Annotated in this window: 18 protein-coding genes; 11 read left to right on the top strand and 7 right to left on the bottom strand. The window is 70.5% G+C overall.

Going from position 1 to position 25,958, the window contains the following annotated elements; all coding sequences use genetic code 11:
• Nucleotides 1-20 precede the first annotated feature (20 nt).
• Nucleotides 21-956 carry a carbohydrate ABC transporter permease gene (locus ACXJJ3_RS11645; protein ID WP_458170000.1) on the bottom strand — a complete coding sequence of 312 codons (936 nt, stop codon included), beginning with the start codon at nt 954-956 and terminating at the stop codon, nt 21-23.
• Nucleotides 953-1,864: an ABC transporter permease gene (locus ACXJJ3_RS11640; RefSeq protein WP_458169999.1), complete on the bottom strand. Its 912-nt coding sequence runs from the start codon at nt 1,862-1,864 to the stop codon at nt 953-955. The genes ACXJJ3_RS11645 and ACXJJ3_RS11640 overlap by 4 nt, the downstream gene beginning before the upstream one ends.
• Nucleotides 1,865-1,967: 103 nt before the next feature.
• Here ACXJJ3_RS11640 and ACXJJ3_RS11635 point away from each other — a divergent pair, with 103 nt between their 5' ends.
• From ACXJJ3_RS11635 to ACXJJ3_RS11620, 4 genes are all read left to right on the top strand, one after another.
• Entirely contained in the window at nt 1,968-2,747 is a 780-nt protein-coding gene (locus tag ACXJJ3_RS11635) for an IclR family transcriptional regulator (RefSeq protein WP_458169998.1), read from the top strand.
• Nucleotides 2,748-2,770: 23 nt separating this feature from the next.
• A complete protein-coding gene (locus ACXJJ3_RS11630; RefSeq protein WP_458169997.1) occupies nt 2,771-6,142 on the top strand; it encodes a hypothetical protein in 3,372 nt (1,123 codons plus the stop codon).
• A gap of 91 nt (nt 6,143-6,233) precedes the next feature.
• Entirely contained in the window at nt 6,234-7,850 is a 1,617-nt protein-coding gene (locus tag ACXJJ3_RS11625; RefSeq protein ID WP_458169996.1) for an extracellular solute-binding protein, read from the top strand.
• 23 nt (nt 7,851-7,873) lie between these two features.
• A complete protein-coding gene (locus ACXJJ3_RS11620; protein WP_458169995.1) occupies nt 7,874-9,130 on the top strand; it encodes a hypothetical protein in 1,257 nt (418 codons plus the stop codon).
• On the opposite strand, the gene ACXJJ3_RS11615 is transcribed toward ACXJJ3_RS11620, so the two are convergent.
• The gene (locus tag ACXJJ3_RS11615; protein ID WP_458169994.1) at nt 9,076-10,899 is read right to left on the bottom strand and encodes a hypothetical protein; all 1,824 of its coding nucleotides are present in this window, start codon (nt 10,897-10,899) and stop codon (nt 9,076-9,078) included. The two genes, ACXJJ3_RS11620 and ACXJJ3_RS11615, sit on opposite strands and share 55 nt — an antisense overlap.
• Nucleotides 10,899-11,906, bottom strand: coding sequence for a dienelactone hydrolase family protein (locus ACXJJ3_RS11610; protein ID WP_458169993.1), 1,008 nt, complete (start codon nt 11,904-11,906; stop codon nt 10,899-10,901). Before ACXJJ3_RS11610 ends, ACXJJ3_RS11615 begins: the two co-directional genes overlap by 1 nt.
• Nucleotides 11,907-12,001: 95 nt before the next feature.
• On the opposite strand from ACXJJ3_RS11610, the gene ACXJJ3_RS11605 reads away from it, so the two are divergent.
• Together ACXJJ3_RS11605 and ACXJJ3_RS11600 are read left to right on the top strand one after the other, a co-directional pair.
• Nucleotides 12,002-12,754 (top strand): amidohydrolase family protein, encoded by a 753-nt coding sequence (locus ACXJJ3_RS11605; protein WP_458169992.1) that lies wholly within the window; start codon nt 12,002-12,004, stop codon nt 12,752-12,754.
• On the top strand, nt 12,751-13,557 hold the full coding sequence (locus ACXJJ3_RS11600) for an amidohydrolase family protein (RefSeq protein WP_458169991.1): 807 nt from the start codon (nt 12,751-12,753) through the stop codon (nt 13,555-13,557). The genes ACXJJ3_RS11605 and ACXJJ3_RS11600 overlap by 4 nt, the downstream gene beginning before the upstream one ends.
• On the opposite strand, the gene ACXJJ3_RS11595 is transcribed toward ACXJJ3_RS11600, so the two are convergent.
• Together ACXJJ3_RS11595 and ACXJJ3_RS11590 are read right to left on the bottom strand one after the other, a co-directional pair.
• Nucleotides 13,548-14,744 carry a DegT/DnrJ/EryC1/StrS family aminotransferase gene (locus tag ACXJJ3_RS11595; protein WP_458169990.1) on the bottom strand — a complete coding sequence of 399 codons (1,197 nt, stop codon included), beginning with the start codon at nt 14,742-14,744 and terminating at the stop codon, nt 13,548-13,550. The two genes, ACXJJ3_RS11600 and ACXJJ3_RS11595, sit on opposite strands and share 10 nt — an antisense overlap.
• A gap of 94 nt (nt 14,745-14,838) precedes the next feature.
• Complete coding sequence (locus tag ACXJJ3_RS11590; RefSeq protein WP_458169989.1) at nt 14,839-16,083, bottom strand: hypothetical protein; 1,245 nt, start codon at nt 16,081-16,083, stop codon at nt 14,839-14,841.
• Between the two features lie 154 nt (nt 16,084-16,237).
• Between ACXJJ3_RS11590 and ACXJJ3_RS11585 the strand changes: the two genes are divergently transcribed.
• From ACXJJ3_RS11585 to ACXJJ3_RS11565, 5 genes are all read left to right on the top strand, one after another.
• Nucleotides 16,238-18,106, top strand: a complete 1,869-nt coding sequence (locus tag ACXJJ3_RS11585; RefSeq protein ID WP_458169988.1) for a twin-arginine translocation signal domain-containing protein — start codon at nt 16,238-16,240, stop codon at nt 18,104-18,106.
• A 23-nt stretch (nt 18,107-18,129) separates the two neighbouring features.
• Nucleotides 18,130-19,974 (top strand): hypothetical protein, encoded by a 1,845-nt coding sequence (locus tag ACXJJ3_RS11580; RefSeq protein WP_458169987.1) that lies wholly within the window; start codon nt 18,130-18,132, stop codon nt 19,972-19,974.
• A 119-nt stretch (nt 19,975-20,093) separates the two neighbouring features.
• Nucleotides 20,094-20,876: an ABC transporter ATP-binding protein gene (locus ACXJJ3_RS11575; protein WP_458169986.1), complete on the top strand. Its 783-nt coding sequence runs from the start codon at nt 20,094-20,096 to the stop codon at nt 20,874-20,876.
• The gene (locus tag ACXJJ3_RS11570; protein ID WP_458169985.1) at nt 20,873-23,296 is read left to right on the top strand and encodes an FtsX-like permease family protein; all 2,424 of its coding nucleotides are present in this window, start codon (nt 20,873-20,875) and stop codon (nt 23,294-23,296) included. The genes ACXJJ3_RS11575 and ACXJJ3_RS11570 overlap by 4 nt, the downstream gene beginning before the upstream one ends.
• 106 nt (nt 23,297-23,402) lie before the next feature.
• Nucleotides 23,403-24,623: an SGNH/GDSL hydrolase family protein gene (locus tag ACXJJ3_RS11565; protein WP_458169984.1), complete on the top strand. Its 1,221-nt coding sequence runs from the start codon at nt 23,403-23,405 to the stop codon at nt 24,621-24,623.
• On the opposite strand, the gene ACXJJ3_RS11560 is transcribed toward ACXJJ3_RS11565, so the two are convergent.
• Nucleotides 24,611-25,624 (bottom strand): LacI family DNA-binding transcriptional regulator, encoded by a 1,014-nt coding sequence (locus tag ACXJJ3_RS11560; RefSeq protein ID WP_458169983.1) that lies wholly within the window; start codon nt 25,622-25,624, stop codon nt 24,611-24,613. The genes ACXJJ3_RS11565 and ACXJJ3_RS11560 overlap by 13 nt on opposite strands.
• Between the last annotated feature and the right edge of the window lie 334 nt (nt 25,625-25,958).

The raw sequence follows: 25,958 nt of genomic DNA, 5'->3' as shown, positions 1-25,958 counted from the left end.
CTCCCTGCCCCGAGCCTAGGTCAGCCCTTGACGGCGCCCAGCATCAACCCGGAGCTGAAGTGCCGCCGGATGAACGGGTACAGCACGAGGATCGGGACCAGCGAGATCACCAGGATCGCCATCTGCAACGACTGCTGGGTCGGCAGCAGCGCGGACGACGTACTCGAGATCTCGTTGCCGATCGGGTCGCCGGTCACGACGTACGTCCGCAGGATCAGCTGCAGCGGCCACTTCTTGGTGTCGTTGAGGTACAGCAGCGCGGTGAAGAACGAGTTCCAGTACCCGACCGCGTAGAACAGGCCGATCACCGCCAGGATCGCCTTCGACAGCGGCAGTACGACGCGGACCAGCGTGGCCACCTCGCCGGCGCCGTCGATGTGCGCCGCGTCCAGGATCTCCTGCGGGAGCTCCAGGAAGAACGCCCGCATCACGATCACGTTGAACCCGCTGACCAGCACCGGGAGGATCAGCGACCAGTAGGAGTTCAGCAGATGCAGCTGTTTCACCATCAGGTACGACGGGATGATGCCCGGCGTGAAGAACAGCGTGAACAGGATGACCAGCAGCAACGGCTTGCCGAGCACGGACTTCATCCGCGCGAGGGCGTAGGCGAGTGCCGTCGTACAGGCCAGCGACAACGCCGTACCGACCGCCGTGACGCCCAGCGAGACGAATAACGCCCGCGTGACGACGCCACCGGAGAGCAGCTGCTTGTACGCCGCGAACGTCGGATGCGTCGGCCACAGCACGAGGCCGCCGGCGTGGTTGACCTGGGCGTTGCTCGCGAAGCTGGTCGAGATGATGGCCAGGAACGGCCCGACCACGACGAGACAGCACAGGGTGAGCAGGAGTCCCTTGAGGCCGCGGGAGACCGGGCCGGCCGGCCGCACGCCCTGGTGAAGCGTGCGGCCGGCGCTGCGGGCCCCGGCCCAACGGGGGACGGCTGATGTGGTCACGACTGGTAGACCCCTCGTTCGCCGAACAGGTGGGCCACGCGGTTCGCGGCCAGGACGAGGACGAGCCCGAGCAGGCCTTTGACCAGGCCCACTGCCGCGGCGACGCCCCAGTTACCGGCGAGGATGCCGTTGTTGTAGACGTACGTGTCGAGTACTTCGCTGGCCCGCGCGCCGACGGCCGACTGCTGCAACACGATCTGCTCGAACCCGACGCTGAGGACGTCGCCGAGCCGCAGGATCAGCAGCAGGATGATCACCGGCCGGATGCCCGGCAGCGTGACGTGCCACAGCTGCCGCATCCGGGACGCGCCGTCGACCGCGGACGCTTCGTACAGGTGCAGGTCGATCCGGGACAGCGCGGCGAGGAACAAGATCGTGCCCCACCCGGTCTCCTTCCAGATGACCTGGGCGGTCAGCAGCTCCTTGAACAGGCTGACGTTGCCGATCAGGTGCAGGCCGGAGCCGCCGTGCGCCTGCAGGAAGGTCGACGCCAGCCCGGCGTTGCCCAGCATCTGCTGGAACACCGCGACGACGATCACCCAGGACAGGAAGTGCGGCAGGTACAGGATGCTCTGCACGAGGTTCTTGAAACGCTCGGACAGCAGGCTGTTCAGGATCAGCGCGATGCAGATCGGTGCCGGGAACGCGAAGAACACCTGCAGCGCGCTGATGATCAGCGTGTTCCACAACGCCTGCAGGAACGCCGGATCGCCGTTGAACAGCACCGAGAAGTTCGACAGCCCGACCCAGTCGGACTCCGAGATCCCGAGGAACGGCTGGTAGTCCTTGAATGCGATCACGTTGCCGATCAACGGCACGTAGTTGAACGTCAGGACCAGCAGGATGCCCGGCAGCGCGAGCAGCAGCAGGACCCGTTCGTTCCGAAGCCGCGTCCGCCACATCTGCATGCTGCACCCTTCCGACGAACTCAACCTTGGATATTGAGACAACACCCTGATAGCGTCGCAGTATGTGAGACTGCGTCGAGCGGTGTCAAGGAAGGGTGTGGTGATGGCTACAGGTTCGGGTGCGGAGCGGTACGGCAGTTCGACGGTCGACAAGGCCGTCGACATCCTGACCGTGATCGCGGCGTCGCCGGCCGGGCTGACCAACCAGGAGGTCAGCGCGGAGCTCGGGTTCGACAAGTCCACCGTGCACCGGTTGCTGCTCACGCTGGAGCGTCGCGGGCTGCTCGCGCGGACCGGCGTACCGGCGCGGTTCGTGGTCGGCGACCACGCCCAGTTCCTGGCCTGGGGACCGACGCCCGACCTGCGCGTGCTGCTCGCGCCGGTGCTCGAGGAACTGGTCGAGCTGACCGGTGAGAGCGCGAGCTACTCGATCCGGCAGGGCGACCGGTTCACCTGCGTCGCGCACCGATTGAGCCTGCACGACCTCAGCTACTCGCCGCTGACCGGGCAGAGCTACCCGCTCAGCTCGGGTGCTGCCGGGCTGGCGATCCTGGCGAACTTGTCGCCGTCGGTCCGCGACGAGATCGTTGCCCGCGGCACGCTTCCGGCGGTGGACGGGGTGGACGACCTGGACGCGGAGCTCGAGCTGATCGTCCGGCGCGGGTACGCGACCAGCGGCGGGCGCGGCGGATGCTCGATCGCCTGTCCGGTACTCGGTCGGCACGGCACCGTCGTCGGCGCGCTGGCGATCTCGGCCGCCGAAGTACGGACGCCGCTGGCCGAGCTGGCCGCGCAGGCGGCGAGCCTGGCCGAGGCCGCGCACTGCCTGCCGGCCGACCTCGGCTGGGTCACGTCCGGGGACAACACCTCCGAACCGATGTAGCAACCTCCGAAGGGTGGGGCCCGATGTCGCATGCGGTTGCCATGATGATGCTCAACGGCCGGCTCGACGACGACGTCATCGTGCCCTACCTGGACGCCCTGCCGTCCTCGGGGTACGGCGGGGTCTGCCTGCATCCGCGCGACGGGCTCGCGGTGCCGTACGGGTCGGACCAGTTCTGGCACGCGATCGAGCGGATCGTTGGGCACGCCCGCGATCGTGGGCTGGACGTGTGGTTCTACGACGAGTTCTCGTTCCCGTCCGGCGCGGACGGCGGGCGGATCGTCGCCCGCTACGCCGGCGCGCGGGCGCGGCAGCTGTCCTTCCGGCGGATCGACCCGGCGCAGGTCGATGCCCTGGGCAACATCGAGCTCGGCGCCGACGACCTGCTCGCGCTGTTGCGGATCCGCGGCAACGACATACAGGATGTGACCGGTCGGTGCGGGACGCACCGGAACCGGTGGGTGGCGGCCGAGATGTTCGAGACCGACTACCTGTGCACGATCAACGTCCGCCAAGTGCCCCACGAGCGCGCGGTCAGTACGGCGACCGTGTACGTGTACCAGCCGGAGACGCCGGTGCGCGCGGATGAGGAACTGCTCGCGGTGTCCGTCGTACCGGTGCCGGCTCGGCACGGTGAGGCCGGGCTGCCGGATGTGGCGTTGCCGGAGGTGACGGACCGGTTCCTCGACGAGGTGTACGCGCGCTACGCGCGGTATGCGCGGGACCTCGGGAGCGGGGCGGTGCCGATCTTCCAGGACGAGGTCGCGTACCAGTGCGACCACCCGTGGAACGAGCTGATCGAGAAGGAGCTGCGGGACCTGTGGGGGCCTGGGTGGCGGTGCCGGCTGCGCGCGTTGTTCGAGCCGGTCGGGACCGGGTGGGAGGTGGCGCGGTACGAGTACTGGCGGGTGTGCGGCGGGCTGCTCGAGCGGAACTGGTTCGGGCGAGTCGCGGAGTACTGCCGGGCCAACGGCTTGCGGATGACCGGGCACCTGCCGGGGGAGGAGTCGTTCCTCGGGCACTGGCGGTTGCTGGGGGACGCGTTCCGGACACTGTCGCATTTCGACCTGCCTGGGTACGACGTCATCAATCCGCCGACCGTGGACGACGTCCATCGGTCGCAGGCGAAGGGGATCAAGCTCGTGCAGTCCGCCCGGTGGTTGACCGGGCGCGGGCCGATGATCGCGGAGGTGTTCGGGGCGACCGGGTTCCAGCACGACGCGCAGCAGGCGCGGACGATCCTCGCCTGGCTCGGGCTGCACGACATCCTGCAGCCGATCGACCACAGCACCTGGACGAGCGCGGCGTCGTTGCGCAAGTACGACGCTCCGCCGGTGAACACGCGGTTCAACCCGTTGGATGCCGGGCGGGCCGATCTGTTCGAGTGGCACGAGTGGTTCGGCGGGCTGATGCGGGAGTACGCCTTCGATCCCGAGGTGCTGGTGCTGCTGCCGCAGGAGTCGCTCGCGCGGTACCGGCTGGAGGAACGCGAGCGGTGGGCCGGAGAGGTGTCGCTGCTGGAGACGTTCTTCCACTACCTGGAAGCGGCCAGTGTCGACATCGTGATGATCCCGAGCGAACAACTCGCCGACCTCGAACCCGGTCCGCACGGCCTGTCCCTCGCCGGCCACACGTTCTCCCGCCTCGTCGTCCCGCCGGTCGCCTCCCTTCACGAGTCGACGTACGCCGAACTCGAACGCCTCGCTCCGACCGGATCCCTACTCTGGACGATCCCCGACCCCGGCAACACGATCCAGGTCTTCGGCACCGACACGCTGGTCCGCCCCCTACCCCTCAAAGGCATCCCCTGCACCGAGGCGGACCTCGTCCACGACCGGGCCGACTGGTTCCACGCCCACCTCACCTTCCGCACCGCGGTGGCCACCACCACCGAAACCGTCATCAAGTCGGTCCGCCGTTCCGCCGACGGCACCCACCTCCTCACCCTCGTCAACCCCCACAACCACGCCCTCCCCATCACCTTCCCCACCCACCCAGGCACCCTCCTCGACCAACCCTCCACCGGCCGGCTGTCCCTGGTCCCCACCCCCACCAACACCTGGCAACTGACCCTCCCACCCCGCGCCACAGCCACCCTCACCCTCCACCCAACCGGCGCGGAGCCCGCCGGCCACCCGTGGCACGGGGCAGCCGCCACCCCCAACCAGCCACCAACCGACCAGCCACCAACCGGCCAGCCACCAACCGGCCAGCCACCGACCGGTCAGCCCGCTCCTCGGGCGCGCCCGAGCATGCTCGCCCGTGCCAGCGCCGCTTCGCAGGCGCGCCCGAGCGCGCTCTCCCGCGCGAGCGCCGCTCCGCGCGCGGACGCTCTCCGCCGGCCGAGCGCCGGCGCCCCATCCAGTACCGCCGCTCGAGCTGATGCCGCCCACCGGGCGGGGCGTGGCCCCGGGCTGGAGGCTGCCCCGCACGCGGACGCGGAGCTCCAAGCGGGGGCTGCCCCGCACGGGGACGCCCGGCTCGGAGCGGGGGCTGACCACGGGGCCGGCTCCGGACAGCAGCTGCTTGTCGGTCAGCAGGTGCTGGATCCGGTTGGGCCTGCTTTTTATCGGGTTCTGGGGGAGAACTGTCTTCGGCTCGAGGGTGGGACCGTGGAGCTGGCCGGGTATGGCGTGCGGGGGTTCGAAGCTGGGCCGGTTTCGTTGCTTTGGGCAATTGAGGGGGTGTATCGGGGGGAGGGGTTGTTGAATCTTCCGGCGCACAGTGCGGCACCGGTGCAGGCGGCGTTCGGGGCTGAGTTTGTGGTTGAGGTGGGGGAGCGGCTGGACGGGGTGCGGGTGGTGCTGGATGTGGAGTCGGCGCCGCCTCGAGCACGGGTGAGCTGGGACGGGGCGGAGATGGTGCCGCGGCGGGATGCGGTGTTCGATCCGGACAACACGACGTACGTGGTTCCGGCGGCGGGGCTGGTGGCGGGGAAGCACGTGCTGCGGGTGGACGGGGAGGTACTGCGCGGGGACGACGGGTTGTTGGAGCCGCCAATCCTGGTCGGGAGATTCCAAGTACGCGACGGCCGACTGCGACGGCAGCCCGGTGCACGGCAGCGATGGGAGATCGGTACGCCGTGGCCCGCGCTCGGCATGCCGCACGGGTTCGGGCCGGTGGAGTACGTGTTCCGGTTCGACGTACCGGTGGATTCTCCGGCGCGGATCGTGCTGCCGGAGTGTGTCGGCGTTGCCGAGGTGACGCTCGACGGGGAGTTGCTCGGGCGCCGGAGCTGGGCGCCGCGGGACCTCGCCGTGGATCACCTCGCGGCCGGAGAGCACGAGGTGACAGTTGTCTTACATGGCTCGTGGAACAACGTCTTCAGCCGTCTCAACACTGTCACCAACGGCCTGCTCGGCCCGGTCCGGCTGGTGGTTTCGGCGGCGCGGTGACGCCGTTTTCCGATCCGTTGACAGGCCGTTCGACCTTCTCACATACTGAGTCACCGCCCGCCAGTAGTTTCAAATAATGAGGTGGAATGTGATGGATCAGTACAGCCCCAGCCGCCGCGCGATCCTGCTCGGCGGACTCGCGCTGACCGCCGGCCTGGCCGGCTGCTCGAACGCGAAGTCGAGCAGTGGCGGGCTCGACTCCGCGAAGGCCAACCCTCCGGCGTTCGTACCGTTCGACGGCAGCAAGCCGGACCTGCCGGGCGATCTCGGCAAGGGCATCCAGCCGGGCTTCTTCCACTACCCGGCGACGCCGCCGGCCACCGTCACGGGAGCGGTCGGCACCGGCGCGGCGCTCTCGCTGCTGGTGTCCGGTCCGCCGGTCGGCTCGCAGAAGAGCAGCAACCAGTGGTGGCAGCTGCTGGACAAGAAGCTCGGCGTGGACCTCCAGGTCACCCAGGTGGACTCGCTCTCGTACGCCTCGAAGTTCACCGTCGACGTTGCTGGCGGCAACTACGAGGACATGATGCAGATCCTGTCCGCGCCGAACGAGCCGAAGCTGCTGGAGTCGAAGTTCGTCGACCTCGGCGACCACCTCGGCGGCGACAACATCAAGAAGTACCCGAACCTGGCCGCGCTGCCGCCGCAGGCCTGGACCGCGGGCACCGTCAACGGTCACCTGTTCGGCATCTCGCAGCCGCGGTCGATCGCCGGCCAGGTGATGAACACCCGGCAGGACATCCTCGACAAGCTCGGCCTCGGCAAACCGGAGCTGACCAGCGGCGCGGACTTCCTCGCGCTCTGCAAGGAGGTCACGAAGCCCGCCGAGCACCGCTGGGCGATGGGCACGCAGCCCGTGCTGCTGACGCTCCGCACGGTCCTCGAGATGATGGGTGCGCCCAAGGGCTGGCAGGTCAAGGACGGCAAGTTCACCCGCGACATCGAGCTCGACGTGTACCTCGACGCGCTCGACGAACTGCGGAAGTGGTGGCAGGCCGGCATCTTCCACCCGGACTCGTTCACCGCGTCGGGCTCCTACCAGACCTGGTGGTACGGCGGGACCACCGTGATCTACATGCAGTCGTTCGCCGGCTGGGCGGTTGCCGCGAACAACAACCCGACGCTGAAGTTCGGCGTCCTGAAGCTGCCGAAGTGGGGTGGCGGCGGGACCGCGGTGAAGCACCTGGAGTCCGGCAACTACCTGTTCACCGCGATCAAGAAGGCGCCGAAGGAACGCGTCGAGGAGATCCTCCGGGTCTGGAACTACCTGTCCGCGCCGTTCGGCAGCCAGGAGTACCTGGACGTGAACTACGGCGTCGCCGGGCACGACTACAAGCTCACCGGCTCGGACCCGGTGCTGACCGCGGACGGGACCAAGGAGACGCTCGCGGGCCTCAGCTACATCGGGTCGACTCGCAGTACGGCGATCTACGTGCCGAACCAGGAGGACCTGGTGCGGGCGGCGTACGAGTTCCAGTCGGCCGTCGTACCGACCGGGATCAGCGACCCGACGGACGTGCTGTACTCGCCGACCCAGCTCGGCAAGGGCGCGGGCGCCGAGGAGCCGCTGATCGACACCAAGAACGACATCGTGCAGGGCCGCAAGCCGGTGTCCGCGTTCAAGGACGCCGTGCAGACCTGGCGGAGCGCGGTCGGCGACACGATCCGGCACGAGTACGAGCAGGCCTACTCCTCCAACGGCGGCCGGTAGGACGGGGCAGACGGGATGGAACGGTGACAGGCAGCGTCGCGATGGTCGGGCTGATCGGTCCTGCGGACGTCGTCGCGCAGGTCGCCGCCGTCGCGGCCGGCGAGTTCCCGGCGCTCGACCTGCATCCGTCGCCGTACGCGCACGAAGGCCAGGCGGTCGACCTGATCCGGTCCGCGCCGGACCGGATCGACGCCTGGCTGTTCACCGGCCCGGTCCCGTTCGACCTGGCCCGGCGGGCCGGGGTACTGCGGCGGCCCGCGACCTTCGTCGACTACACCGGCGCGACGCTGTACCAGGCGCTCCGCGCCGACGCCCGGCGGCATTGGGACGTGGCCAGCGTCGACACGTTGCGGCGTACCGAAGTACTGCGGGCGTTCCGTGCGGCGGGGTTGCCGACCGAGCGGGTGCGGGTGTGTGAGTACGGCGCCGGACGGGACGTCACCGATCTGGCCGCGTTCCACCGGAGCGTGGCGCGCTCGGGCGGTACGGCGTTGGCGATCACGTGCCGGCGGTCCGTGTACGACGCGGTCGGTCCGTCGTTGCCGATGCTCCGGCTGGCCCCGAGCGCGGGCGCGGTCCGGAGCGCGCTGACCGCGACGTCGCTGGTGTGCGATCGCGCGGTCGGCGCCGACGCGCAGGTGGTCGTCGGGCTCGTCGACGTACCGGCCAGTCCCGAGCTCGCGGCCGAGGTTCGCCGACTCGCCGGGGTCACGGCACCACTGTCGCCGACGCTGTCCGTCATCCTCACGACCCGGGCGGTGCTCGCGGAGGAGACCGGATCGTTCCGGCGGCTGGTGATGCTGGACCGGCTGAGTCACGGGCGTCCGCGGGTGCATGCGGGGTTCGGCGTCGGGCGGACGGTCGCCGTCGCGGAGGTACTGGCCCGGCGGGCGTTGGCCCGGGCCACCGCTGCGGGCCCCTCCGCAGCGGTGGTGTCCTTCGGCGCTGGTGCCGACCTGCTGCTGACCGGGCGGTCCGCGGACGCGCCCGGCACGGGCGGCACGGTGAGCGTCGCGGTGGCCGAGCGGCGGTCGGGGATCGAACAGACCAAGCTGCGCCGGATCCTGGCGGTGGCCGAAGCGGACCGGGTCACGGCGGCGGACGTGGCCCGGTCTCTCGCCATCGAGGACCGCTCGGCGCGCCGGTTGCTGGAGCGACTCGTGCAGGCCGGGGTCGCCGAGGCGACCACGACCCGGGCCGGTACGGTCGGCCGCCCGCCGAAGAGCTACCTGTTGAGGATCGCCTCCAGGACGACCAGCTCGGTCGGCGTCAGCACGTAGACATCGGTGCCCTGGACAACGATCCGGTACGCCTCCGGCTCGGTGTGCAGCACCTCCAGCCGGACCGCCTGCCCGGCGTCCCACAGCTCCACGCGGCCGTCGACGAGTCCGACGTACCGTCCGGGGACGGCGGTGGCCCGCAGGTTCGCCGGGCTGAACGGCAGGTCGAGGAACTGCTCCGGCGCGGCCGGCGCGTCCAGGTCCAGCGCGAACCATCGGTCGCCGGACAGCACGCACAGGGTGTGACTGTCGTCGAGCAGCCCGAGTACGTCGACCCGGTCGGAGCCGGCCGGCATCGCGACCAGGCCGGACAGCGTCAGGTCGTCCGGATCCAGCCGAGCGAGGTAGCAGGTCGATGCCGTCGGCACCGTCGAGGTCATGTCGGCGTGCCGCGCTGTCCCGACGATGACCCGGTCGGTTGCCCACAGCATGCTCTGGATCGACTGCTCCGGCAGGGGATTGTCGCGGTAGTACGTCGTACCGGTCGCGAGGTCGTACCGGGTGAGGATGCAGCCGAGGATGCCGTACTGCTGGCTGCACGAGTAGATCAGGACGTCGCCGTGCACCGCGCCGGCCACCGGACGCATCGCCCCGGGCGGAGCGGCGACGACGCGCGGGTTCTTCGGGTACCCGGTCGGCTGGGCCGGGTCGTAGCAGGTGAGCTGCCCGCCGGCGTACGCCGCGAGGTACGCGCGCCCGTCGACCAGCCAGCTCAGGCAGATCTGCCCGCCGCCCGGCGCTGCCCGACCCTCGTCGCGGCCGACGCCGGTGCGCAGGTCCGCGGTCCAGAACCGCTGGCTGATGAACGGCGTACCGAGGACCGTGTCGTTGTCGAGGCGCAGCACGCAGTCGATGCGGCCGGTCGACTCGGTCGGCAGCTCCAGGTCCAGTTCGAGCGCGCCGGTGAGGGCGTCGTGCCGGAGCAGCTGCCCGTACCTCGTCACCGCGAGCAGTTTGCGGTCCGGCGTGATCGCGAGGTTGAAGTGGTCGCTGTCCGGGATGCTGCACACCGGGCCGGCTGTACGGGTCCGGCGGTCGAACACGAGGACGTCGGCCGCGTCGTGGCAGCGTGCACCCCACGCCAGGTCGCCGTCGGTGCCGAACCAGCGCACGTCGGCCAGCTCGCCGGGCAGCTCCTCCAGCCGCGCCGACCAGCCCGCGTTGTGCAGCAGCCGCCACTGCCGGTCGAGCCCGTCCGGTGCGGCGGGGCCGGGCGTCAACGTGCCGCTCGCCGGGTCCCAGCTGAGCAGTTCGGTTTCGGGGATCTCGATCGCGATCGTCGTCGTCCCGTCCGGTCCGGGGAAGCTGCTGCGCAGGTAGTGCTGCGGGGTCACGTCCTCGAAGAGCTTTGTCGTACGGCGGGAACGCGTGTCGAAGCTGACCGCGTCCGTGTGCTCGCCGGTGAAGGATGCCATCAGCAACTGGCCGTCCGCGGCCGCCATACCCTGGAAGACCAGGCCCTCGGCGGCGCCGGTCGGGTACGACTCCCAGTGGCCGTCGGACAGCCGGAGGTGGACGACCCGGCTCAGGTCGCCGCACAACCAGAGCCCGTCGTTGCCGTCAGCAACGGCGCTGTAGAAGCCGGCGTGCGGCAGCGGGAAGCGGTAGCTCCGGGACCGGCCGTCGGCGCGGACCAGCAGGCCGGTGCAGCCGACGTTCGAGTTCCACGACGAGATCCAGTACCGGGGCACGCCGTCGGTGTCCGGGCCGGCCGGGAGCAGCGGGGTGTTGACGAACGGGTCGCGGGTCTGCGGGATCGGGACTCTCATCAGCGGTCCAGGTGATCGGTGAAGAACTGCCCGGACTGTCCCGGTTGCCAGCCGTGCCCGCCGGGATGCAGGTCGAGGAAGAGGTTGCCCGCGGCACCGGCCGCTTCGTAGATCGAGCGGACCTTCGCGTGGCACGCGGTCGCCGACTCGATCCGGAAACAGTCGTCGTTCAGCCCGATGTCGACGAGCAACGGGCGCGGTGCGAGCAGGCCCTGCAGATCGGGTACGTCGACCAGCTCGAAGAGGCCCGGTGTCACCTGCAGGCCGCAGTAGTTCAGGTCGCGGTACCCGAAGTCGGCGAACAGGTCGCTGTAGCAGATGATCTCGGCCGCGCGGAGGCGGTCGTCGGCGAGCGCGCTCCAGAGCGCGAGCGTGCCGCCGCCGGACACCCCCATCACGCCGAGGCGCTGCGGGTCGACGTACGGCAAGGTCGCGACGAAGTCGGTGACGGCGCGGCCGTGGGCGAGGTTCAGGCCGAGCGGGGTGCTGCCGAGCATGGTCGCGTGCAGGTAGTAGAGGTTGCACCAGTCGCGGCCGTTCGCGAGCGCGCGGTGGTTGGGTTTGGCGTTGTCGTCCAGGTCGCCGCGGCCCATCCAGTCGATCGCGAACGTGACGAACCCGGCCCGGGCCATGTGCCAGCCGTAGGCGTTGTCGGCCGGGCCGGGGCTCATGATCGTGTTCTTGCCGTCGCCGTCGTGCCCGGCCCAGCACAGGATGCCGGGGCGCGGACCGGCGGCCGCGGCCGGGCGCAGGACGCGCGCGTAGGCGGACAGGCCGTCCTCGACATCGATCAGCCACCGTTGCTCGACGATGCCGTCGTACTCGAGTTCGGCGATCAGCTCCGGGTTTGGGTCGACGGGGGCGGGTAGGTGGCCGAGGGTTTCGAGTACGGCGGCTCGGGTTGGTGGCTGCCAGTCGGTGAACGGGGGTTCGAAGGCGTGGGCCGGGCGGTGTTCGCGGGCTTTGTGGAGGAAGAATTCGTACGGGCTGGTGTTGCGGCGGGTCATCGGGGGTCCCTTCTCAGGGGTGGGTTTCGGCGGTGACGGCGTGCCGAAACGACGGTTCTTGACGGGGTTTCGCGGGACGCGGCACGATCGCGCGCATGGACCAGGGACCACCGTGGCTGATCGATGCCGACGCAACCATCGGGCGCAATCCGCGGGTAGATGTCGGCTCGGGCACTGCTGAGGCGCTGTTGGCGCGGATGGATCGGGTCGGGATTCGTGCCGCGATCGTCTCGCACACGGCAGCTCGCTGGCACGACCCACACGCAGGCAACCACCGCCTGCTCACCGAGTTGCAGGCGATGCACAACAGGCTTCTCCCTTGTTGGGTCGGGTTGCCGTCGCGGACGGGGGAGGTGCCGGAGGCGGGGGAGTTTGTGGCGGAGGCTCGGGAGGCGGGGGTGGCGGCTGTGCGGGTTTATCCGGAAGATCATGGGTACGACCTCGCCGGGCCGGACGTCGCGCAGCTGATGGCGGCCGTCGCAGCAGCGGGGATGCCGTTGCTGGTGGATCTGTTCCAGACGTCCTGGGCGCAGCTCGAGGCGCTCGCCGGGGAGCACCCGGAGCTCGCGATCGTGGTCGGCGGGATCGGGTACCGCGTGCTGCGCCGGGCCGCCGGCGTCCTCGAACGGAGGCCGAACGTGTCCATCGGTACGGCGAACTTCTCGAACCACCTCGGCCTCGAATGGCTGACCGAACAGTTCGGCCCGGAACGGCTCGTCTTCGGCACCGGCATGCCCGAACGCGACCCGGCCGAGGCGGTCACCCGGCTGCTCTGGTCCGAACTCCCCGACGACGCAGTCACCGCGATCGGCGCAGGCAACCTCGACCGTCTCGGAGTCCACGCATGACCGGCCCGACCCCGGACGCCGTCCTGCACCGCCGTACCCCTGAGCTCGGTCCGGTGGTCGACGCGCATGCGCATCTCGGGCCGTACAGCCTGTTCTTCATCCCGGACAACGGCGCGGAGGGGATGATCCGGGTGATGGACCGCTGCGGCGTCACCCGGACCGTGCTCTCCAGCCACCTCGCGATCCAGCTCGACGCTCGCGCCGGGAACGCGATGACCGCCGACGCGGTCGGCCGGTACCCGGACCGGCTGTCCGGCTACCTGGTCGTCAACCCGTGGCAGGACCCGGTCGCCGAGCTGGAGCACTGGGCGGGCGACCCGCGGTTCGCCGGGATCAAGGTGCACCCGAGCCTGCACGACTACCGGATCACCGGCCCGCGGTACCGGCCGGTGTGGGAGTACGCCGCCGCGACCGGCAGCCCCGTACTGACCCACACCACCACACACCACGCCTGCGACGACCCCGGCCTGCTCGAAGAGGTCGCGCGGCTGCACCCGGACGTCACGTTCCTCGCCGGGCACACCGGGCTCACCCGGGACGGGTTCGACGACGCGATCGAGGTGGCGCGGCGGACGCCGAACGTCGTCCTCGAGCTGTGCGGGTCGTTCATGCACGGCGACGAGATCACCCGGATGGTCGACGCGGTCGGCAGCGGGCAGGTCGTGTTCGGGTCGGACATGCCGTTCATCGACCAACGGATGTCGCTCGGCCGCGTACTGTTCGCGGACCTGTCGGAGGCGGATCGGGCCGCGGTGCTCGGCGGCACGATGACCCGGCTGCTGGCGGGAAGGCATCAGCGGTGACGTAGGACCTTCTCGACGGCGGTCACCACGTCGGCGGTGTCGGACTCGTCGCCGAGCAGCACCTGCTGCGGCAGCCAGACGGTGTCCGCGACCAGCTGGTCGGTGACGGGGCAGTCGTACGCCGGTTCGTCGCGGCCGGCGTCCCGCAGCAGGTCGGCGACCCGGCGGCGGATCGCCTGGTTGCGGTGCAGCCCCGGGTACCCGGGGGAGCACGGGATGCCCTCGGCCTGGAGCGCCTCGACGAACCGGTGGCGTTCGACGGCCGTTGCCTTGCGCAACCGGAACAGGTACAAGTGCCGGCCGTGCTCGGTCACCGCCGGGTCGTCCGGCGCGACCGCGATCTCGGCGTACTGCCGGAGGCCCTGGTCGAGGCGGCGCGCGGTGTCCTCGCGGCGCTTCGCCTGCTCGGGGAGCCGGGTCAGCTGGACGCGCAGGATCGCCGCCTGGAACTCGGTGAGCCGCAGGTTGTAGCCGAGGTGGTCGTGCTGGTACCAGGCGCCGCCGCGGGTCCGGCCGACGTTCACCAGCGGGTAGACCGCGTCGTTCAGGTCCGCGCGGTTGGTGACGACGATGCCGCCCTCGCCGGCGCTGAGGTTCTTGCTGGACTGGAAGCTGAACGTGCCGAGGTCGCCGATCGCGCCGACCCGGCGGCCGCGCCACGACGCGCCGTGTGCCTGCGCCGCGTCCTCGACGAGCGCGACGCCGTACCGCGTGCAGACCTCGGACAGGGCGTCCAGGTCGCAGGGCCGCCCGCCGATGTGGACGGCGACGACCGCGCGGGTGCGCGGTGTGATCGCCTTCTCCACCGCGGCCGGGTCGAGCAGGTGTGTCGCCGGGTCGACGTCGGCGAACACCGGGATCGCGTTCATCAGCAGGGCCGCGGACGCGGTCGCGACGAAGGTGTACGGCGGGACGACGACCTCGTCGCCGGGGCGGACGCCGGCCGCCTGGTACGCCGCGACCAGCGCGAGGGTGCCGTTCGCGACGCAGGTCGCGTGGTCCGCTTGGTGGGCGGCGGCGAACTCGCGTTCGAACTGCACCACCTCGTCGCCGTGGGTGCTGCCCCACTTGCCGGAGCGGAGTACCCGCAGCAGCGCGGCCTCCTCGTGCTCGTCGCCGACGGGCCAGGCGGGGAAGTCGGCCGTACGCACCGGCGTACCACCGTCGACGGCAAGGGACACGGTCATGGGGCCTCCTGTTGTGCTCTCCGTTGGATCGTCCCGAGGCGGGTCGCGTGGGGTCAAGAGCTGTGGATTTCGGCCCGGTGGTGGGGATTTCGGCTCATTGGAGCGCGACCCGGTACGCCTTCCGCGGGCGGCCGACCTTGCCGGTGTGCGCGGCGTCGAGCGGCTGGACGACGCCGGCTGCCGACAACCGCTGGAGGGTACGACGGGCCGCGCGGGGCTCCAGGTCCAACGCGGTCGCGACGTCCGCCGCGGTCACGCCGTCCCTGCCCCGGTCCGCCGCCAACCGCCCGAGCCGCAGCAGCGCGGCCGCCCCCAGCCCCGACCGCCGCTCCGCCACCGCCAACGGCACCGGCGCCCCCGACGTCTCGCGGTACTCCGGCGTCCCCGACCCGATCACCAGCTCCCCGTCGTCCGTCGTCGCCACCGCCGCCGCAAACGCCCCCACCGCCCGAGCCCGCACCAACGCCCGCCGCGCCCGCCGCTCGGCCCCCAACGCAGTAGCAGCCACCCCGAACCCGATCCGCCCCCACACCCGCCCGTCCCGCAGTTCGTCCAACAACTCCAACCGCCGAAACCGTTCCGACACCTCCACCAACCGCTCCCGAGTGCTGAACACCAAATACGTCCCCGCCCCCAACGCCACCACACCCCCCGCCAACCCCTCCACCATTCCCCCCAACCCCACCACCGGATCCGAAACCTCCACCACCCCCACCACCGGATCCCCCGCTGCACCTGCGCCGTCCGGGAGTGCGGCGACGGAGCGGAGGGCGGTGCGGAGGGAGGCTACGGCGGGGAGGAGGCGGACGGTGGGGAGGTGGGGCGCCAGTTGGGTGTAGACCGAGCGGATGCAGGTGATGGCGATGCTGCCGCCGCGGTCGTGGGCGACGCGGCGGTGGAAGCGGAGGAAGTCTTCGGTGTCTCGGTCGGGGCGGTGTTCCAGGACTCGGATGTGGACCGGCGAGAGGTCGGCGCGGCGTAGCAGGCGCTGGACCTGTTCGCGGGGGACCGTGTCGATGCTGATGCTGCGTGTCCCGGGGTTGCCGGCGAGCAGCGGGCCGAGGATCCGCGGCAGACCCGTCCCGCGGTAGCGCACGTACGTCGCCGGCGCCTGGAGCACGCCGGTTCGCCGGGCGAGGCTGAACGGGACCACGCCGGTGAACAACCAGCCGTCCACGCCGGCACCGGACTGCACCAGATCCGCGGTCTCCGACTCGTCGTCGTACACGAAGGTCCGCAACCGCAGCTGCGGGAACTCCTGTGCCGCGAGCCGTTCCAGCGGTGGGATCACGTCGGCCGGACCGACGACACCGATCAGCAGCTCCTCCGGTCCGCGCATCCGCTGCCTCCCAACGTTTCGGTCTTCACCGTTATACCGCCGGAACACCTTTCCGGCCAGGGAATACGGCGTCGTCGCGGGAGTTTCGGCTGTTGTTGACTCTGCGTCGCGGGCTTTGCACGATCGAGGCGCCCAGGACGATCGGAGCGCAGTGATGAGCATGGATTCCACCCGTCGCAGTTTCCTCAAGCGCAGTGCCGCGGCGACGCTGGTCGCCGGTGCGGCCCCCGCCGTACTCGCCGACCCCGCACCCGCCGCCGCGACCACCCGCAAGGCGCCGCCCGGCGCGATCGTTGCCTCCAGCTACGGCTGGCACCGCGACGACGCGAGCACCGCGCTGCAGAACGCGATCGACGCGGCCCTCGACGCGACCCACACCGCGGACACGGTGCTGTACGTCGACCAGCAGCCGGGCGACTGGATCACCGGACCACTGGTGATCGGCCTCGACCCGGCGCACCCGAAGGGCGCCCACCACCTGACGGTGCAGTTCGAGCCGGGCGTCACGGTCCGCGCGAAGGCGGGCGCGTTCGACGGCGCCGTACCGCTGTTCGACACCACGGACGTCTGCCTGATCACCGTGGCCGGTTCGGACGCCGGCGAGCTCGTGTCCGGCGTGACCTTCGACGGATACGGCGCGACGCTGGCGATGAACAAACCGGAGTACAACGCCGGCGAGTGGCGGCACGCGCTGAGCATCCTGAGCGCCGACGACATCACCGTGCAGGGGTTGACGATCCGTGACTCCGGCGGCGACGGCATCTACCTCGGCGTCCGGTACAACTTCGCGCACACCGAGGCGATCGGCCGCCCGTACTGCAGCAACATCACGCTCCGCGACGTCTGCTGCGAGAACCACCGCCGCAACGCGATGACCGTGATCTCGGTCGACGGCCTGACCGCCGAGTCGTGCGCGTTCCGGAACACCTTCGGTACGCCGCCGATGGCCGGCATCGACTTCGAGCCGGATCCGCCCCGCACCACGAAGCTCCCGTACGCCGAACTCCCGTACAGCCGGCTGAAGAACATCATGATCCGCAACTGCGCGATCACCGACAACGTCGGCCAGGCGGTCACGATCAACGCGCTCTGCCTCGGCGGCGCACCGGCCGAGTGCGGCCCGATCGGGATCACCTTCGAGAACGTGCTGTTCGGCGCGACCACCGCCCCGGACCTCGGCACGTTCATCTGCTCGGTGTCCGGCGACAACGGCGACCCGACGCCGATCACCGGCGGCGGGATCGGCAGCGGCGCGCTGCTGCCCGGCGCGGTCTCGGTCACCGACTCGCTGATCGACTCCCGGTTGTTCGGCGCCGCGATCCGCACCCAGTCTCTCCCCGATGTGGACGCGTTCCGGCTGAGCTTCACCCGGACCGCGATCTGGAACGACGCGTACTCGCGGGCCGGCAAGTACGAGCCGATCGCGCTGCTCTACAACGCCGGCCCGGACACCGCGCAGAAGTTCGGCGGCGTCAGCTGGACCGAGTGCGTGATCAACACGAACCACGCGAACCCGCTGATCGCGGCGTACCCGAAACCCGGCGACGCGAACTCCGCGTGCACCGGCCTGTCCGGCGACATCACGGCGTACGTCCGGGCGGTCGGGAAGCCGATGACCGCGAACATCTCGGACACCGCGAACAGCCTGGTGGTGACCGAGCAGCTCGCCCCGACCGGCACCGCGAAACCGGCCGTCGCGCTCACCACGTCGACGCCGGCCGTCGGCATCGGCGGCACCGCCCGCTTCACGTTCACCCGCACCGGCGGCGACCTCTCGAAGACGCTCGCCGTCGTGTACTCCGCAACCGGCGACGCCCGGGAGCGGTACGACGTACCGGGCATGTCGGGTGTCGCGATCTTCAAGCCCGGCGAGACCACGACGACGCTGAACCTCGGCACCCGGCGCCCCGACGGCAAGGGCGGGACCCGGACGCTGCACCTCGAGGTCATGCACAGCGACGCCTACCAGTACGGCGCCACCCGGATCGCCTCGGTGGCGATCAGCCCCGGAAACCCACGCTAAGCCCCACTCGGAGGTTCCACGCCATGCCTACTGAGGGATTCACCCGACGCTCCTTCCTGCTCACGTCAGCAGCGGCCGGTGCCATCGCGCTCGTCCCGTCCACCGCGCACGCGACCACCGACTCCCAGACGTTCGTTGTCGCCCGCAACGGATCCGACACCTCGGTGATCCAGACCCAGCTCGACCTCGCCGCATCGACAGTGAGCAGCGGCGTCGCGACCGTGATCGTCCCGTACGACGGCGCGGACTGGATCACCGATCCGCTGTTCGTCGGCTGGCACGCGGGCACCGACTACTTCCGCACCGGCGCCACGCAGCTGCACCTGATCCTCGAACCGGGCGTCGTCGTGAAGGCGAAGGCACCGGACGTGATCGCCCCGGCGACCCGCATCCTCACGATCGGCGGCAACGCGAACGCCCGCCCGACCACGGCCAACCACGGCTACAGCGTCTGGGGCGTGGTCATCACCGGGTACGGCGCGGTGTTCGACGGCAACGACCCGAACCACACCCGCTGCAACGATCTCGCGTACCAGCAGAACAGCGCGATCTGCATGTTCAGCGCGGGCAACGTGCTGGTCGAGGGCCTGACGCTGCGGAACGCGTCCGGCGACGGCATCCAGCTGCAGCCGGCGAAGAACAACCAGTCGATCAACAACTACTGCGGCGGCGACGCGGGCGCGGGTCCGATCCACATCGTCAACGTCACCTGCGACAACAACGGCCGCAACGGGATGTCGGTGTGCGCGATCGACGGCCTGCTGGTCACCGGCAGCGCGTTCAACAACTCGGACTCGGGCGTCAACGCCGCGACCGGCCAGCACAACGCGGGACCGTGCGCCGGGATCGACTTCGAGCCCGACCAGCCGTGGACGTACAGCAGCGGCACCGTCACCGAGTACGGGCGGCTCGCGAACATCCTGGTCCAGGACTGCGAGATGGCCGGCAACGTCAACGCCGGCGTGCAGTACCAGGGCGCGCACCTGAAGGACGCGACCGGCGTGCCGAACACCGGCATCATCCTCGACCGGGTCCGCCTCGGCGCCCAGAAGCGGGCGACGTCGCCGGTCGACACGTGGACGTACCCGAACTTCCTGATGGCCGGCAACGGTCAGAGCGCGATCGCCGGCAGCGTGACGATGCAGTACTCGCTGATCGCCACGTCGCCGATCCAGCGCAGCCTGCTGGTCGCGAACAACTGGTCGCAGGGCACGCTGGTCTCGCTCAACAACTCGGTCTGCCTCGACTGGAACAACGTGCTGAACTCGACCGGCGACCAGGTCATCGACATCTGGTCCCAGGACTACAGCAACGGCGGCCCGGCCGACTACGGGAACGTCGCGTTCAACCAGTTGCTGGTGATGACGACGACCAAGGACAACGTCGTGAAGGCCGTCGACTCGCCGAGCGGCGGCGGGCTCGCGAACCTGTCGGGCACGCTGCACGTCGTCGACCCGAACGGCACCACGACGTCGTACGGCGGGAACCCGTCGAACGTCACGCTGACCGTCGACGCCGCGACCGCGCTGCCGAGCAGCACCGTCACGATGGCGATGACCCCGGCGTCGGTCGCCCCCGGCCAGCAGGTCAGCCTGACCGTCACCCGGACGAGCAGCGACGTCAGCCGGCCGTTGGCGGTCACGTACGCGGTCAGCGGTACGGCGAAGGCCCGGTACGACTACGACGGGATCCCGGGCGTGGTCGTCATCCCGGCGGGCCAGACGTCGCGGACGGTCACGTTCACCGCGCGGCGCTTCGACACCGGTACGGACACCCGCGCGGCGACCGTCACGCTGACCGCGACACCGGCCGTGTCGACGTACACGATCGGTACGGCGAACACCGCGACGACCCAGATCACCGCCTGACCTCGCGGACCGGGGGTGGAGCCAGCTCTACCCCCGGTCGGCCCGGGCGCTGGATGGTTGCGCACTACCTGTCTCCGTAGCGTTTCCGGAGTACTGATTCGGAGACGGAAGGCACGCGGATGTCGGCGCAATTGGCGGTACGGGTGGACGGGCTCGTACGGACGTACGAGACCGGGGGACAGCGGGTGACCGCGCTGGCGGGGGTCGACGCCGCGTTCGCGCGGGGGACGTTCACCGCGGTGATGGGGCCGTCGGGGTCCGGGAAGAGCACGTTGCTGCAGACCGCGGCGGGCCTGGACCGGCCGACCTCGGGCCGGGCGTGGATCGGCGGGACCGAGCTGTCGAAGCTGTCGGAGACCGCGTTGACCCGGTTGCGGCGGAGCAAGGTCGGGTTCGTGTTCCAGGCGTTCAACCTGGTCGACGCGTTGACGGTCGAAGAGAACATCACGCTGCCGCTGAGGCTGTCCGGGACCCGTCCCGACCGCCGCTGGCCGGCGGAGGTCGTCGAGCGGGTCGGGATCAGCGACCGCCTGCACCACCGGCCGGCGCAGCTGTCCGGCGGGCAGCAGCAGCGGGTGGCGATCGCGCGGGCGCTGGCGATGCGTCCGGAGGTGGTGTTCGCCGACGAGCCGACCGGAGCGCTGGACGGTACGACGGCGGCGGAGGTGCTCGCGCTGCTCCGGTCGGTCGTCGACCACCAGCAGCAGACGATCATCATGGTCACCCACGACCCGGTCGCCGCGTCGTACGCCGACCGCGTCCTGGTCCTCGCCGACGGCCGAATAGTCACCGACCTCCCCCAACCCGGCGTCACCCGCATCGCAGCGGAGCTGGCCGCGCTGCGCCCGGCGGACACCCGCGGAAACGGGTCGGTTGCGGGTCGGGCGGCGGTGCACGTATGACCGGGCTCGCGGTTCGGCTGCTCCGGCATCGGCCGGGCAGCGTCGTGGCCACGCTCATCGCGCTGGCGCTCGGCGTGATGATCCTGACGAGCATGGGCTCACTGGTGGAGTCCGGACTGCGCTTCCGCCCCGATCCACAGCGCTACGCCTCCGCCGACCTGGTGGTGGCCAAACGCGACATCACCTTCGTCCGCAAAGAACTGGGCGACACGAACCGCACGACCCTCCAACTCCCCGAAGCCGGCACCGTGCCGACCACGCTGGCCGACCGGATCCGCCGGCTCCCCGGAGTCGCGAGCGTCGTCGTCGACCAGTCGATCCCGGTACAGACCGCCCGGCAGCTCGTCACCGGCCACACAGCCGGCCTGGCCAAACTGGTTGCCGGAAGCAACCCAAAGACCGACAACCAGGTCATCGTCGACCCCACTCTCGCAGCCGAACCCGGCCAACGGATCGACCTGATGGTCGCCGGCGTACCCCACCGCTACACGGTCAGCGGCATCAGCACCGACCCCGGCGTCTATTTCACCGAACGACGAGCCGCCCAACTGGCGCCGCACTCCGACCGCGCCGACGCGATCGCCGTCATCGAGGCCCCCGACGCCGACCGAGCGACCGTCGCCGCGGCCGTCGGCACGCTCGCGACCTCCGAGTCCGCGAAGGCGTACTCCGGATCCGGCCGCGGCCTCGTCGAGCAGCCGAAGCTCGTCGCCGCGCGGGACCTCCTGATCCAGATCGGCGCCGTCTTCGGCGGGTACGTCGTACTGCTGATCGTCTTCGTCGTCGCCGGAACCGTCGGGCTCTCGATCCGGAACCGCCGCCGCGACCTGGCGTTGCTCCGGGCAACGGCCGCGACGCCGGGTCAGCTCCGCCGGATGCTGATGGCCGAGGCCGCCGTACTTGCGCTCGCCGGATCGGCAATCGGCGTACCCGCAGGCCTGCTGGTGAGTCGCTGGGTCGACGCGCAGCTGGTCGCGCGAGGCTTCGTCCCCAAGGACTTCCCGCTGGACCCAGGCGTGCTCGCGGCACCGGCCGCCGTCCTTCTGATCGTGCTGCTCGCAGTCCTCGCAGCGCTCCTGGGGGCACGCCGGATCTCCGCGATCCGCCCGGTCGAGGCACTCGCGGAGACAGCGGTCGAGCCGTCGCGTCCGGGGAAGGTCCGCCTCGGCTCCGGCCTTGCCTGTGTCGCCGGTGCGGTGGTCGCCAGCGTGGTCTCCGTCGGCGCCGGCGGGCAGGCCGCGCTCGCGGCGGCGTCCGGCATGCTGTACCTGTTCGTGATCGGTGTCGGGCTGCTGGCGCCGTGGATCAACGCGACCGCCGCCAGGGTCCTCGCCCCAGTCCTGCGGGTGTTCTGGGGGAACAGCGGCTACCTCGCCGGGCGCAACCTGGCCGCCAACGCCCGCGGTATGGCGACCGTCCTCACCGCGCTGGTGCTCGCGGTCGGTCTCGGCGGCTCGGTGTGGTTCCTGCAGGACAACCTCGAACGCCGGACCGTCGAGCAGGTCGAGGCCGGCACGCTGGCGCAGTACGCGCTGGTCGCACCGGCCGGCATCTCCGGCGCCACGATCCGGCAGTTGCGCGGGATCCGCGGCGTCGAAGCGGTGACGCCGACCCGGCGTACGTCGGTCGTCGTCCGGATCTTCGACGGTGCCGAGACCGTGCCGGCGCGGGCGATCGATCCGGCGGGGCGGCCGGCCGCGACCGTCGACCTCGGCGTCACGCGCGGCGACCTGGCGTCCCTCGGGCGGGACAGCATCGCGGTGTCGGCGACCCGCGCAGCGTCGCAGGGCTGGAAGGTCGGCCAGACCGTCGAGCTGTGGCTGGGTGACGGTACGCCGCAGCGGGTCCGGGTCGCCGCGATCTACTCGCGCGGTCTCGGGTTCGGCGACGTGGTGCTGTCGACGGAGACGCTCGGACTGCCGCCGGACGAGGCGCTCGTCCGCGTCGCGCCGGGCATCACGCCGCGCCTTCCCGGCGCGACGCTCATCCCCGTCGACCGGCTCAGCAGCGGGATCGCCGACGACCTCGCGATCAGTGCCTGGCTGAACAAACTGCTGATCGGCGTGATGATCGGGTACGCCGCGCTGTCCGCCGCGAACACGATGATCCTGGCCGCCCTCGCCCGCCGCCGCGAGCTCGCGGTGCTGCGCCTGACCGGCGTGACCAGCCGCCAGGTACGCCGCATGGTGAACGCCGAACAAGCCGGCCTGCTGGGAGTCGCTCTGGTGATCGGCGGAACCATCGCAGCGGTCGCCCTGACCGCGGTCGTCCGCGCGGTGACCGGAAGCGCCCTGCCGTACGTCCCGGCCGCCGGCTGGGTGGCCGTCGTCGGGGGAGCGACACTGCTCGCGATGACGACTACCGTGGCCCCCATCGCCTGGCTGCTCCGAAAGCCACCGGCCACCGCTGACCGTTCGTAGCAGGAATACCGCCGTTCGGCTCTGCTGACCGCGGGCGTGCTTGCCTGGGCGCCCGCGGTGGGCGACGGTCGTCCCCGGTCCAATCGTCGAAGATCGGAGCGGTGGCGTGCGTGCACTGGTGCGGAAGGCGCTGATCGGCGGGCTCGGCCTGATCCTCCTGCTCCCGGCGGCCGGCGCCGCGGCAGGCCCGGGCGCAGGCCGTCACTGGACAGCCACCTGGACCGCGAGCCCGACGGCCGCGATGGCGTCCGGGCTCTCCCACAACGGGCTGACCGACCAGACCATCCGGAACGTCGTGTACCCGACGGTCGGCGGCGCGTCGATCCGCGTCCGGCTGACGAACCGGTACGGCGATCGCCCGGTCACCTTCGACCGGGCAACCGTTGGACAGGCCAACGGGGCGAAGATCCCGCTGACGTTCGGCGGCCGTACTGCGGTGACGATTCCGGTGGGCGCCGACGTGGCGAGTGATCCGGTGGCGCTACCGGTCGCGCGGCGGCAGCCGCTTGCGATCAGCCTGTTCAGCGCGACGGCGACCGGTCCGGCGACGTACCACAACGCGGCGCACACCACGTCGTACCTGGCTGCCGGGGATCATGCCGCGGACGCAGGCGGTGACGCGTTCACGAGCAAGACCACGTCGTGGCTGTTCGTGGACGGCGTCGACGTGGTCGCGGCGCCGCACGTCGGCACGATCGTGGCGCTCGGCGACTCGATCACGGACGGCACCGGTACGGCGGACAACACCAACACCCGCTGGACCGACGCCCTGTACGCGCGGATCGCCGCCGGTCCGCCCGGTCAGTTGCAGGCGGTGACGAACTCGGGCATCGGCGGCAACGAGGTCACCCTCGACCGGCAGCCGCCGTACTTCGGGGTGAGCGCCCAGCACCGCCTCGACGCCGACGTCCTACGCCAGCCCGGTGTGTCCCTGGTGCTGGTTGCCGAAGGCATCAACGACCTGACCGCGAGCAACATCACCGCGGACCAGGTGATCGCCGGCCTGCGGAACGTCGTGGACCGTACGCACGCGGCCGGCCTGAAGGTCGTTGGCCTCACCATCACCCCGTGCGGCGGGTACGGCGTCTGCGGCGCCGGACCCCTTGCCCAGCGGGCGATCGTGAACGACTGGATCCGCACGTCCGGCGCGTTCGACGCGGTGGTCGACTTCGACGCCGTCGTCCGCGACCCGGCCGCGCCCGACCACCTGCTGGCCGGCTACGACAGCGGCGACCACCTGCACCCGAACGCCGCCGCCTACCAGCAGCTGGCCGACTCGATCGACCTGCAGGTGCTGGACCGTCTGGTCAACCGTCACCCACGCTGACGCGGCGGCGCCGTGGACTCGCGGAAGATCAGCCGGTTGATCTTCTGCTCGGGTGGTACGGGTGCCTGCTCACCGCGGATCTCGGCAAGCAGCCGCTGGATCGCGACCCGCCCTTGCGCCTCGCGGTCCACGGCGACCGTCGACAGTGACGGCGTGGCGAACCGTGCGATCTCCTCGTCGTCCCAGCCGAACACGCTGAGGTCGTCGGGCACCTTCCAGCCGCGGTCGAGCGCCCCGCGGACCACGCCCATCGCGACCACGTCGTTGGCCGCCACCACCGCGGTCACCTCGGTGTCGTCCGGCAGCGCCATGATCGCGTCGTACCCGCGTTGCGCCGACCAGTCGCAGACGATCGCGCCGGCCGACTCCAGTCCGAGGCGCTCGATCGTCTCCAGGTACACGCTCATCCGGTTCCGGGCCGAGGCGAAGTTCTCGATGTCTCCGGAGACGTGCAGGAAGGTCCGGTGCCCGAGGGACGCCAGGTACTCGATGATCTCCCGGACCGGCGTCGCGTCCGCGAGCTCGGCGAGCCCGTGCAGCTTGTCGTCGTACGTGCTGCTCTCGACGATCGGCACCCGGTTCGTCTTCTTGCCCTTGAGGGTGATCGGCGAGAACGCCAGGATGCCCTCGACCTGTCCGGATCTGGCCAACTCGTCGATCCGCGCGGACCGGGCCGCCGGTCCGCCCTCGACGCTGACGATCTCCACCTGGTACCCGGCCTCGTGCGCGGTCTGGGACGCCGCGGCGAGCAGTCTCCCGGGGAAGTGCATGCCGGAGGCAAGCACGATCGCGAGCCGGTTGGTGTGCCGGGTGCGCATCGACCGGGCGACCAGGTTCGGCCGGTAGTCGAGCGTCTTGACCGCGAACTCCACCTTCACCCGGGTCTTCGGTTTCAGGCTGTCCTTGTCCTGCAGGTAGCGGGACACGGTCGTGTGCGAGACGCCGGCCAGACTGGCCACTTCGTGAATGGTGGCCGGCCGCCGGGATGTTGACTCTGCCACGAACCCCCTCCTTCTCCCCGGGATCCTCCGAGGCTCCGCAGCTTATCACCGAGGTCTTGACACCAAAACAGTGCTGCGGTTAGCTACCGGCTCAGAAGTGGATCGATCACTTTTTATTCGAGCGACCGACCAGAGGAGTGTCCGTGGGTGAAAAGCGCTCGCTGGGGACGCGTTTGAGGCGTGATTACCCAGTGTTGCTGCTGGCGGTTCCGGGTTTGCTAATACTGCTGGCGTTCCAGTATTACCCGCTCTGGGGGAATATCATTTCCTTCCAGGACTATCAGCCGTACCTCGGTGTGGGCAAGAGTCTCTGGTCGGGTTTCCAGAATTTTTC

The organism is Kribbella sp. WER1, assembly GCF_054189145.1.
This window is presented reverse-complemented; position numbering and strand designations above follow the sequence as displayed.